Source organism: Salmonella sp. SAL4457 (assembly GCF_046548235.1).
Taxonomy (GTDB): Bacteria; Pseudomonadota; Gammaproteobacteria; order Enterobacterales; family Enterobacteriaceae; genus Salmonella; species Salmonella enterica.
In genome coordinates this window covers 1,307,086-1,319,149 of the sequence record NZ_JBGDZO010000001.1, presented here as the reverse complement: position 1 = coordinate 1,319,149, position 12,064 = coordinate 1,307,086, and the positions used below count along the sequence as shown (strand labels likewise).

Here is a 12,064-nt window from a genome sequence, read left to right as displayed (position 1 = left end):
AATATGTGTAATAGCATGAACCGATGAACGACCGCGACAGCGGCGTTATCATCACAAACTTTAATTAAAATCGGTAACTTATAAGGTGACGAAATGACAGTTTACCGCCCTCTCTAATGAATAACTGGCATGTTGTACTAAAAATCGATGTTTTGCTTTGACAATCACCTGCTGTTTTGCGAAAACATTCGAGGAAGAAAAAAACTGTGTTATGTATGTGCTGCATAATCATGCATGTAAATACCATGTTTACCGGGCTAGTGAAATCTACGCATGGCGTGGACAGACGCCATTCGTGATGTCGATAGCTGCCGTGAGGCAACGGTCTTCTCACCATAGACCAGGCATTGCGCGCCGTTAATCCCTCTGGGTTTCGGTCTATTGTGATGGGCAGCGACTCTGAACAGTGATGTGAGTAGAGTCAGGCAGGAGTAGGGAAGGAATACAGAGAGACAATAATAATGGTAGATAGCAAGAAGCGCCCTGGCAAAGATCTCGACCGTATCGATCGTAACATTCTTAATGAACTGCAAAAGGATGGGCGTATTTCCAACGTCGAGCTTTCTAAACGAGTAGGACTTTCGCCGACACCTTGCCTTGAGCGTGTGCGTCGGCTGGAGCGACAGGGGTTTATCCAGGGCTATACGGCGCTGTTGAACCCGCATTATCTGGATGCGTCACTTCTGGTATTCGTTGAGATTACCTTAAATCGCGGCGCGCCGGATGTGTTTGAACAGTTTAATGCCGCCGTGCAAAAGCTTGAAGAGATTCAGGAGTGTCATTTGGTTTCCGGCGATTTCGACTACCTGTTGAAAACCCGTGTACCGGATATGTCAGCGTATCGAAAACTATTGGGAGAGACGTTGCTGCGCTTGCCTGGTGTGAACGACACCCGAACTTACGTAGTGATGGAAGAGGTAAAACAGAGTAATCGTCTGGTTATCAAGACACGCTAACACGGAACAGGTGCAAAATCGCCGTAGTTTGATTACACTCCTGTTAATCCATACAGCAACAGTGCCGGGGCAACCCGGTGCTGTTGTCCGTTTTAGCATCGGGCGGGAAAAGCCTGGAACCTGGAGAGCCTTTTTTGAGCCAGGAATATACTGAAGACAAAGACGTCACATTGACGAAGTTAAGCAGCGGGCGCCGACTTCTGGAAGCGTTGTTGATACTTATTGCCCTTTTTGCCGTCTGGTTGATGGCGGCCTTGTTGAGCTTTAACCCTTCGGACCCCAGTTGGTCGCAAACCGCCTGGCATGAACCCATCCATAATTTAGGCGGCGCGCCGGGCGCGTGGCTGGCCGATACACTGTTCTTTATTTTTGGCGTAATGGCCTACACCATCCCTGTCATTATTGTCGGCGGGTGTTGGTTTGCGTGGCGTCATCAGTCTACGGATGATTACATCGACTATTTTGCTGTGTCGCTACGCCTTATCGGCGTGCTGGCGCTGATTCTCACTTCCTGCGGTCTGGCGGCCATTAATGCCGACGATATCTGGTATTTCGCCTCCGGCGGCGTAATTGGCAGCCTGTTAAGCACCACGCTGCAGCCGTTGTTGCATAGTAGCGGCGGAACGATAATGCTTCTCTGTATTTGGGCTGCCGGGCTGACGCTCTTTACCGGCTGGTCCTGGGTCAGTATCGCCGAAAAATTAGGCGGCTGGCTGCTTAATATACTGACCTTCGCCAGCAACCGTACCCGGCGTGATGATACGTGGGTTGACGACGAAGAGTATGATGACGAATACGATGAAGAAACCGACGGCGTGCAGCGTGAATCTCGCCGGGCGCGTATTTTGCGCGGCGCGTTGGCGCGTCGTAAGCGACTGGCTGAAAAATTCAGCAATCCACGGGGCCGTCAGACCGATGCCGCGCTCTTTTCCGGCAAACGGATGGATGATGACGAGGACATTCAGTATAGCGCGCGCGGCGTCGCTGCCGATCCGGACGACGTTCTGTTTTCGGGCAACCGTGCGACGCAGCCGGAATATGATGAATATGATCCGCTGTTAAACGGCCATTCTGTCACCGAACCGGTCGCCGCCGCTGCGGCTGCAACCGCCGTCACCCAGACGTGGGCAGCGTCCGCCGATCCCATAATGCAAACGCCGCCCATGCCGGGGGCTGAGCCGGTTGTCGCGCAACCGACCGTGGAGTGGCAGCCCGTACCGGGGCCGCAAACCGGCGAACCGGTTATCGCGCCTGCGCCGGAGGGGTATCAGCCGCATCCGCAATATGCTCAACCGCAAGAGGCGCAAAGTGCGCCGTGGCAGCAACCTGTGCCTGTCGCTTCCGCGCCGCAATACGCCGCGACGCCAGCGACCGCAGCAGAATATGACTCTCTTGCGCCGCAGGAAACACAGCCGCAATGGCAGGCGCCGGATGCCGAACAACACTGGCAGCCGGAGCCGACCCATCAGCCGGAGCCGGTTTATCAGCCGGAGCCGATAGCGGCTGAACCTTCCCACATGCCGCCGCCGGTTATCGAACAGCCGGTTGCCACCGAGCCTGAACCTGACACAGAAGAGACCAGACCCGCCCGTCCTCCGCTTTACTATTTTGAAGAGGTGGAAGAGAAACGCGCCCGTGAGCGCGAACAACTGGCGGCATGGTATCAACCGATTCCGGAGCCGGTAAAAGAGAACGTGCCGGTCAAACCTACGGTATCTGTCGCGCCGTCCATACCGCCAGTGGAAGCGGTAGCCGCCGCCGCGTCGCTTGACGCAGGTATTAAGAGTGGCGCCCTGGCAGCAGGCGCCGCGGCCGCTGCGCCTGCATTTAGTCTGGCTACCGGCGGCGCGCCGCGTCCGCAGGTGAAAGAGGGGATTGGTCCGCAACTGCCGCGTCCGAACCGCGTTCGCGTGCCGACCCGACGGGAACTGGCATCGTACGGTATTAAGCTGCCGTCACAGAGGATTGCAGAAGAAAAAGCCCGCGAGGCGGAGCGCAATCAGTACGAGACGGGCGTGCAGCTAACCGATGAAGAAATAGATGCAATGCATCAGGACGAGTTAGCCCGTCAGTTTGCGCAGTCGCAGCAGCATCGTTATGGTGAGACGTATCAGCACGATACTCAACAGGCAGAAGATGACGATACCGCTGCGGAAGCTGAATTAGCCCGCCAGTTTGCCGCTTCGCAACAGCAGCGCTATTCCGGCGAGCAACCCGCTGGCGCGCAGCCGTTCTCACTGGACGATCTGGATTTCTCGCCAATGAAAGTATTGGTTGATGAAGGTCCGCACGAACCGCTGTTCACGCCGGGTGTCATGCCCGAGTCAACGCCTGTTCAGCAACCGGTAGCGCCGCAGCCTCAGCCACAGTACCAGCAGCCGCAGCAGCCGGTAGCGCCGCAGCCGCAGTATCAGCAGCCGCAACAGCCGGTAGCGCCTCAGCCGCAGTATCAGCAGCCGCAACAGCCGGTAGCGCCGCAGCCGCAGTATCAGCAGCCGCAACAGCCGGTAGCGCCGCAGCCACAGTATCAGCAGCCGCAGCAGCCGGTAGCGCCGCAGCCACAGTATCAGCAGCCGCAACAGCCGACAGCGCCGCAAGACAGCCTGATCCACCCGCTGTTGATGCGTAACGGCGACAGTCGTCCATTACAGCGTCCGACGACGCCGCTGCCTTCGTTAGATCTTCTGACGCCGCCGCCGAGCGAAGTTGAACCGGTAGATACCTTTGCGCTGGAACAAATGGCGCGTCTGGTTGAAGCGCGTCTGGCGGATTTCCGCATTAAAGCTGATGTGGTGAACTATTCGCCAGGCCCGGTCATTACTCGCTTTGAACTGAATCTGGCCCCGGGCGTTAAAGCGGCGCGTATCTCCAACCTTTCCCGGGATCTGGCGCGCTCCTTGTCAACGGTAGCCGTACGTGTTGTGGAAGTCATTCCAGGCAAACCTTACGTAGGGTTGGAATTGCCGAACAAGAAACGGCAAACCGTTTATCTGCGCGAAGTGTTGGATAACGCCAAATTCCGCGAGAATCCGTCGCCGCTTACCGTGGTGTTAGGTAAGGATATCGCGGGCGATCCGGTAGTGGCGGATCTGGCGAAAATGCCTCACCTGCTGGTGGCCGGTACGACCGGTTCCGGTAAGTCGGTCGGGGTTAACGCCATGATCCTCAGTATGCTGTATAAAGCGCAGCCGGAAGACGTTCGCTTTATCATGATCGACCCGAAAATGTTAGAACTCTCGGTCTATGAAGGTATACCGCATCTGCTGACGGAAGTTGTTACCGACATGAAAGACGCGGCTAACGCGTTACGCTGGAGCGTCAATGAGATGGAGCGTCGCTATAAGCTGATGTCCGCGCTCGGCGTGCGTAATCTGGCTGGGTATAACGAGAAAATCGCCGAAGCGGCCCGCATGGGACGCCCGATTCCGGACCCGTACTGGAAGCCGGGCGACAGTATGGATGTTCAGCATCCGGTTCTGGAAAAACTGCCGTATATCGTGGTACTGGTTGATGAATTTGCCGACCTGATGATGACCGTCGGTAAAAAAGTTGAAGAGCTGATCGCGCGTCTGGCGCAGAAAGCGCGCGCTGCGGGGATTCACCTGGTACTGGCGACGCAGCGTCCGTCGGTCGATGTGATTACTGGTTTAATTAAAGCCAACATTCCAACCCGTATCGCTTTTACCGTATCCAGCAAGATCGACTCCCGCACCATTCTTGATCAGGGTGGCGCTGAGTCGTTATTGGGAATGGGGGACATGCTCTATTCCGGACCAAACTCCACCATGCCGGTACGTGTCCATGGGGCGTTTGTGCGTGACCAGGAAGTCCATGCGGTGGTGCAGGACTGGAAAGCGCGCGGTCGTCCGCAATATGTGGATGGCATTACCTCCGACAGCGAAAGCGAAGGTGGCGGTGGCGGTTTTGACGGCGGCGAAGAATTAGATGCGCTATTCGATCAGGCCGTTAATTTCGTCACCCAGAAGCGTAAAGCGTCCATTTCCGGCGTTCAGCGTCAGTTCCGCATCGGCTATAACCGTGCGGCGCGTATTATCGAACAGATGGAAGCGCAGGGTATTGTCAGCGCTCAGGGGCATAACGGTAATCGTGAAGTGCTGGCTCCGCCGCCTTTTGAGTAAACCTGTAAGCCGGATGGCGCTGTGCAGGCTGCCATCCGGCAACAAAATTCAGTATTTTCTTCTTTCCTCATGCTGATTTTTGGCCTGGAATAGAAAGCAAAAGGAGCTCCTGGTCGGGAGTGTCGAAACCTGAGGAATAATGATGAAAAAAATGGCAATCGCCTGTGCATTACTTTCAAGCGTTGTAGCTAGCAGCGTATGGGCTGACGCCGCCAACTCTCTGAAAAGCCGTCTGGATAAAGTGAGCAGCTTTCACGCCACCTTTACTCAAAAAGTCACCGATGGCAGCGGTGCCGCGGTGCAGGAGGGACAGGGTGATTTATGGGTTAAGCGGCCAAATCTATTCAACTGGCATATGACGCAACCTGACGAGAGTATTCTGGTTTCTGACGGCAAAACGTTATGGTTCTATAACCCGTTTGTAGAACAGGCTACCGCCACGTGGTTGAAAGATGCCACCGGAAATACACCGTTTATGCTGATTGCCCGCAACCAGGCCAGCGACTGGCAGCAATATAATATTAAGCAGGATGGCGATAATTTTGTGCTGACGCCGAAAGCCAGCAACGGCAATCTGAAACAGTTCACCATCAATGTGGGACGCGACGGGACTATCCACCAGTTTAGCGCCGTAGAACAAGACGATCAGCGTAGCGCCTATCAGCTAAAATCCCAGCAAAAAGGCGCTGTTGATCCGTCAAAATTTACGTTTACTCCGCCGCAAGGGGTAACGATAGACGACCAACGTAAGTAGAGGCGATGAGTGAGCAATCTGTCGCTCGATTTTTCTGATAATACGTTTCAACCGCTGGCCGCTCGAATGCGGCCGGAAAATTTAGCGCAGTATATCGGCCAGCAGCATTTGCTGGCCGCAGGTAAACCGTTGCCTCGCGCTATTGAGGCCGGGCATCTGCACTCCATGATTTTATGGGGGCCGCCAGGGACGGGGAAAACCACGCTCGCTGAAGTGATCGCCCGCTACGCCAGCGCCGATGTCGAGCGTATTTCCGCCGTCACTTCTGGGGTAAAAGAGATTCGCGAAGCTATTGAGCGCGCCCGCCAGAATCGTAATGCCGGACGCCGTACCATCCTGTTTGTCGATGAAGTGCATCGCTTTAACAAAAGCCAACAGGACGCCTTTTTACCGCATATCGAAGATGGCACTATCACCTTTATCGGCGCGACCACGGAAAATCCCTCTTTTGAGCTGAACTCGGCGCTATTGTCGCGAGCGCGGGTCTATCTGCTGAAATCGTTGACCACTGACGATATTGAGCAAGTACTGGACCAGGCGATGCAGGACAAAACGCGTGGTTACGGCGATCAGGATATCGTGTTACCAGATGAGACACGGCGAGCGATTGCTGAGTTGGTCAATGGCGACGCGCGGCGCGCCTTAAATACGCTGGAAATGATGGCTGATATGGCGGAGGCGGATGACAGCGGCAAACGCGTTTTATTGCCCGCCTTGTTGACCGAGATCGCCGGCGAGCGCAGCGCGCGTTTTGATAACAAAGGCGATCGCTTCTACGATCTTATTTCCGCCTTACATAAATCAGTGCGCGGCAGCGCGCCGGATGCCGCCCTCTATTGGTATGCCCGTATCATTACCGCGGGAGGCGATCCGCTGTACGTGGCGCGTCGCTGCCTGGCGATTGCCTCGGAAGATGTGGGTAATGCCGATCCGCGCGCGATGCAGGTCGCCATTGCCGCATGGGATTGTTTCACCCGCGTCGGCCCGGCTGAAGGCGAAAGGGCGATCGCGCAGGCTATCGTTTATCTCGCCTGCGCGCCGAAGAGCAACGCCGTCTATACCGCCTTTAAGGCTGCGCTGGCCGACGCGCGCGAACGTCCTGATTATGATGTTCCTGTCCATCTGCGTAATGCGCCAACCAAACTGATGAAAGAGATGGGCTATGGCCAGGAATACCGCTATGCCCACGATGAGCCCAATGCCTATGCTGCGGGTGAAGTGTACTTCCCGCCGGAAATCGCGCAAACGCGCTATTATCATCCGACAAATCGTGGTCTGGAAGGCAAGATTGGCGAAAAGCTCGCCTGGCTGGCTGAACAGGATCAAAATAGCCCCACAAAACGCTACCGCTAGTGTAAACGTTGCGGTAAGGTTATCTCTAAATATGATGCTCCAGGTATCATGGCGTTGATGATGAATCTCGTTATGCCTGATAGCACGTTGCTTATGAGGTCCGCGGGTATAGCGCAATGGATGCGTTGTTGCTGTCGTCGGTCAGGTAAGGCGAAAACGTCGCTATTACGTAAACGCGGTTTACGTTCATCAATACAATCAGAGGCGATCATCAATTGATCGCGTTTCCTTTTATTATTCGATAAGCACAGGATAAGCATGCTCGATCCCAATCTGCTGCGTAATGAGCCAGACGCAGTCGCTGAAAAACTGGCACGCCGGGGCTTTAAGCTGGATGTAGATAAGCTGCGCGCTCTTGAAGAGCGTCGTAAAGTTTTGCAGGTCAACACGGAAAACCTGCAGGCGGAGCGTAATTCTCGATCGAAATCCATCGGCCAGGCGAAAGCGCGCGGGGAAGATATTGAGCCTTTACGCCTGGAAGTGAATAAACTGGGCGAAGAGCTGGATGCGGCGAAAGCCGAGCTGGATACCTTGCTGGCGGAGATCCGTGATATCGCGCTGACCATCCCAAACCTGCCTGCGGATGAAGTGCCGGTAGGTAAAGATGAAAACGACAACGTTGAAGTCAGCCGCTGGGGTACCCCGCGTGAGTTTGATTTTGAAATCCGCGATCACGTCACCTTAGGGGAAATGCACTCCGGCCTCGACTTTGCCGCCGCGGTTAAGCTGACCGGCTCCCGTTTTGTGGTGATGAAAGGACAGATTGCGCGTATGCATCGCGCATTGTCGCAGTTCATGTTGGATCTGCATACGGAACAGCACGGCTATAGCGAAAACTACGTGCCGTATCTGGTTAACCACGACACGCTGTATGGCACCGGTCAACTGCCGAAATTCGCAGGCGACTTGTTCCATACCCGTCCGCTGGAAGAAGAAGCAGACAGCAGCAATTATGCTTTGATCCCGACGGCGGAGGTTCCGCTGACCAATCTGGTACGCGATGAAATCATCGACGAAGATCAGCTGCCGATTAAAATGACGGCGCATACGCCTTGTTTCCGTTCTGAAGCAGGTTCTTATGGTCGTGATACCCGTGGCCTGATTCGTATGCATCAGTTTGACAAAGTTGAGATGGTGCAGATCGTTCGCCCGGAAGATTCTATGGCTGCGTTGGAAGAGATGACCGGCCACGCGGAAAAAGTGCTCCAGCTACTGGGACTGCCGTACCGTAAAATCATTCTGTGCACTGGCGATATGGGCTTCGGCGCCTGCAAAACCTATGACCTCGAAGTCTGGGTTCCGGCGCAGAATACCTACCGCGAGATCTCTTCCTGCTCTAACGTCTGGGACTTCCAGGCGCGTCGTATGCAGGCACGCTGTCGCAGCAAGTCCGACAAAAAGACCCGTCTGGTCCATACCCTTAATGGTTCTGGTCTGGCGGTAGGTCGTACCCTGGTGGCCGTGATGGAAAACTATCAGCAGGCTGATGGCCGCATTGAAGTGCCGGAAGTATTACGTCCGTACATGAACGGACTGGAATATATCGGCTAATCCTCGCTTTCTCCTCTTCTAAAAAGCGCCTTCGGGCGCTTTTTTTATGCCAGTTTGATACCGGACAATAATCCCTACCCTATTAGGGGTAATACTGATTTCGAATGAAGGTCAGTTTTTAACACTATTTTTCTACTTTTTCGATATATATCAGACTTTATAGCGATGCTATCGCTATATAAAATTCTATACATCGTTTTATTGTTTTTTTTATTGTGAGCAGCAGAGTGAGCCCTTATGAAAACTAAGATCCCTGATGCCGTGCTGGCAGCCGAGGTGAGCCGTCGTGGTTTAGTCAAAACCACCGCGATAGGCGGCCTGGCGATGGCCAGTAGCGCATTTACCCTGCCATTTACCCGCATCGCTAACGCCGCAGAGGCGATAAGCCCGACGAAAACCGACGAGAAAGTCGTCTGGAGCGCCTGTACGGTAAACTGTGGCAGCCGTTGTCCGCTACGTATGCATGTTGTGGATGGCGAAATCAAATATGTAGAAACGGATAATACCGGAAACGATGATTACGATGGCCTGCATCAGGTTCGCGCCTGCCTGCGCGGTCGTTCTATGCGTCGTCGCGTCTATAACCCGGATCGGCTCAAGTATCCGATGAAGCGCGTCGGCGCGCGCGGCGAAGGTAAATTTGAGCGTATTAGCTGGGACGAAGCCTACGATATCATTGCCACCAATATGCAGCGTCTTATCAAAGAGTATGGCAACGAGTCCATTTATCTGAACTATGGCACGGGAACGCTGGGCGGCACTTTGACACGTTCATGGCCGCCGGGAAAAACGCTGGTCGCTCGTCTGATGAACTGCTGCGGTGGTTATCTTAACCACTACGGTGATTACTCTTCCGCGCAAATCGCAGCGGGTCTGAACTACACCTATGGCGGCTGGGCGGATGGCAATAGTCCATCCGACATTGAAAACAGTAAGCTGGTGGTGTTGTTTGGTAATAACCCTGGCGAAACCCGCATGAGCGGGGGCGGCGTAACGTATTATCTTGAACAGGCGCGGCAGAAATCAAACGCGCGGATGATCATTATCGATCCTCGTTACACCGACACCGGCGCCGGTCGCGAAGATGAGTGGATTCCGATTCGTCCAGGTACCGATGCGGCGCTGGTCAATGGTCTGGCATATGTCTTAATCACCGAGAACATGGTCGATCAGCCGTTCCTGGATAAATATTGCGTTGGTTATGACGAAAAAACCTTGCCTGCCAGCGCGCCGAAAAACGGTCACTACAAAGCTTATATTCTGGGCCAGGGTAAAGACGGTATCGCAAAGACGCCGGAGTGGGCGGCGCAAATTACCGGTATTCCGGCAGATCGCATTATTAAACTGGCGCGAGAAATCGGCAGCGCTAAACCCGCCTATATTTGCCAGGGGTGGGGACCACAACGTCATGCTAATGGAGAAATCGCCACGCGCGCCATCTCAATGCTGGCGATCCTGACGGGTAATGTTGGGATTAACGGCGGTAACAGCGGCGCGCGCGAAGGGTCTTATGCCCTGCCATTTGAACGTATGCCCACGTTGGAAAATCCGGTTGAAACCAGCATCTCCATGTTTATGTGGACCGATGCCATTGAACGCGGCCCGGAAATGACAGCGCTGCGTGATGGCGTGCGGGGGAAAGATAAGCTGGACGTGCCGATCAAAATGATCTGGAACTATGCTGGCAACTGTTTGATTAACCAGCACTCTGAGATTAACCGCACCCACGAAATCCTGCAGGATGACAAGAAATGCGAAATGATCGTCGTTATCGACTGTCATATGACCTCGTCGGCAAAATACGCCGATATTCTGTTGCCGGATTGCACTGCTTCTGAGCAGATGGACTTTGCGCTGGATGCCTCCTGCGGGAACATGTCTTACGTTATCTTCACTGACCAGGCGATTAAACCGCGCTTCGAGTGTAAGACGATTTATGAGATGACCAGCGAACTGGCGAAACGTCTTGGCGTGGAACAACAGTTTACCGAAGGCCGGACGCAAGAAGAGTGGATGCGTCATCTGTACGAACAGTCGCGTAAATCCATTCCGAATCTGCCCACCTTTGAGGAGTTCCGTAAGCAAGGCATCTTCAAACAGCGTGACCCCGAAGGCCACCATGTCGCCTATAAAGACTTCCGCGAAGATCCGCAAGCGAATCCACTTACAACGCCATCGGGCAAGATTGAAATCTATTCACAGGCGTTGGCGGATATCGCCGCCACCTGGGAGCTGCCGGAAGGCGACGTGATCGATCCATTACCGATCTACACGCCAGGTTTTGAAAACTATAACGATCCGCTAACGGATAAATTCCCGCTGCAGTTGACGGGTTTCCACTATAAAGCGCGTGTGCATTCCACTTATGGCAACGTAGACGTACTGAAAGCCGCCTGTCGCCAGGAAATGTGGATTAACCCAATGGATGCGCAGAAACGCGGTATCAACAATGGCGACAAAGTCCGCATCTTCAACGATCGCGGCGAAGTACATATCGAGGCTAAAGTGACGCCGCGCATGATGCCGGGTGTGGTCGCCCTGGGAGAAGGCGCATGGTATGACCCGGATGCAAAACGCGTGGATCAGGGCGGATGTATTAACGTACTGACGACCCAACGTCCTTCTCCGCTGGCGAAGGGGAACCCGTCACATACGAACCTCGTTCAGGTTGAAAAGGCGTAAGGAGTAACCGATGACAACCCAGTATGGATTTTTTATTGATTCCAGCCGTTGCACCGGTTGCAAAACCTGCGAACTGGCCTGCAAGGACTACAAAGATTTGACCCCGGATGTCAGCTTCCGCCGCATTTATGAGTATGCGGGTGGCGACTGGCAGGAAGATAACGGCGTCTGGCACCAGAACGTCTTTGCCTACTATCTCTCCATTTCATGCAACCACTGCGAAGACCCGGCCTGTACCAAAGTCTGCCCGAGCGGCGCGATGCACAAGCGCGATGACGGTTTTGTGGTGGTGAATGAAGAGGTCTGTATCGGCTGCCGCTACTGCCACATGGCCTGCCCTTACGGCGCGCCGCAGTACAACGCGGCCAAAGGTCATATGACCAAGTGCGACGGCTGTTATGACCGGGTGGCGGAAGGCAAGAAACCGATTTGCGTCGAATCCTGCCCGCTGCGGGCGCTGGACTTTGGTCCTATCGACGAACTGCGCAAAAAACACGGTGAGCTGGCTGCCGTCGCGCCGTTGCCGCGCGCGCATTTCACGAAGCCGAATATTGTGATTAAACCCAACGCCAACAGCCGCCCGACCGGGGACACTACCGGTTATCTGGCCAATCCGAAGGAGGTATAAG

At 54.4% G+C, this 12,064-nt stretch carries 7 protein-coding genes; all 7 read left to right on the top strand.

The genetic code is table 11. The features are described from left to right. The first annotated feature begins 461 nt into the window (after positions 1-461). The 7 genes from lrp to dmsB all read left to right on the top strand — a co-directional run bounded on the left by lrp (position 462) and on the right by dmsB (position 12,063). Complete coding sequence (gene lrp, locus ACLJNW_RS06690) at positions 462-956, top strand: leucine-responsive transcriptional regulator Lrp (RefSeq protein WP_000228469.1); 495 nt, start codon at positions 462-464, stop codon at positions 954-956. Between the two features lie 134 nt (positions 957-1,090). Then, positions 1,091-5,095, top strand: a complete 4,005-nt coding sequence (gene ftsK, locus ACLJNW_RS06685; protein ID WP_001674651.1) for a DNA translocase FtsK — start codon at positions 1,091-1,093, stop codon at positions 5,093-5,095. A gap of 142 nt (positions 5,096-5,237) precedes the next feature. After that, positions 5,238-5,849 (top strand): outer membrane lipoprotein chaperone LolA, encoded by a 612-nt coding sequence (gene lolA, locus ACLJNW_RS06680; protein WP_024154823.1) that lies wholly within the window; start codon positions 5,238-5,240, stop codon positions 5,847-5,849. 9 nt (positions 5,850-5,858) lie between these two features. Further along, positions 5,859-7,202 carry a replication-associated recombination protein RarA gene (gene rarA / locus ACLJNW_RS06675; RefSeq protein ID WP_000067785.1) on the top strand — a complete coding sequence of 448 codons (1,344 nt, stop codon included), beginning with the start codon at positions 5,859-5,861 and terminating at the stop codon, positions 7,200-7,202. A gap of 258 nt (positions 7,203-7,460) precedes the next feature. Next, positions 7,461-8,753, top strand: coding sequence for a serine--tRNA ligase (serS, locus tag ACLJNW_RS06670; RefSeq protein WP_000886697.1), 1,293 nt, complete (start codon positions 7,461-7,463; stop codon positions 8,751-8,753). 237 nt (positions 8,754-8,990) lie between these two features. Continuing rightward, positions 8,991-11,435 (top strand): dimethylsulfoxide reductase subunit A, encoded by a 2,445-nt coding sequence (gene dmsA, locus ACLJNW_RS06665; protein WP_000850262.1) that lies wholly within the window; start codon positions 8,991-8,993, stop codon positions 11,433-11,435. A 10-nt stretch (positions 11,436-11,445) separates the two neighbouring features. Next, positions 11,446-12,063 carry a dimethylsulfoxide reductase iron-sulfur subunit DmsB gene (gene dmsB / locus ACLJNW_RS06660; protein ID WP_000213069.1) on the top strand — a complete coding sequence of 206 codons (618 nt, stop codon included), beginning with the start codon at positions 11,446-11,448 and terminating at the stop codon, positions 12,061-12,063. The last annotated feature ends 1 nt before the right edge of the window (position 12,064 follow it).

What these genes read in the sequence shown, in the direction of transcription:
- lrp (WP_000228469.1), top strand. Translation starts at nt 462, where the DNA reads ATGGTAGATAGCAAGAAGCGCCCTGGCAAAGATCTCGACCGTATCGAT.
- lolA (WP_024154823.1), top strand. Translation starts at nt 5,238, where the DNA reads ATGAAAAAAATGGCAATCGCCTGTGCATTACTTTCAAGCGTTGTAGCT.
- serS (WP_000886697.1), top strand. Translation starts at nt 7,461, where the DNA reads ATGCTCGATCCCAATCTGCTGCGTAATGAGCCAGACGCAGTCGCTGAA.
- dmsA (WP_000850262.1), top strand. Translation starts at nt 8,991, where the DNA reads ATGAAAACTAAGATCCCTGATGCCGTGCTGGCAGCCGAGGTGAGCCGT.
- dmsB (WP_000213069.1), top strand. Translation starts at nt 11,446, where the DNA reads ATGACAACCCAGTATGGATTTTTTATTGATTCCAGCCGTTGCACCGGT.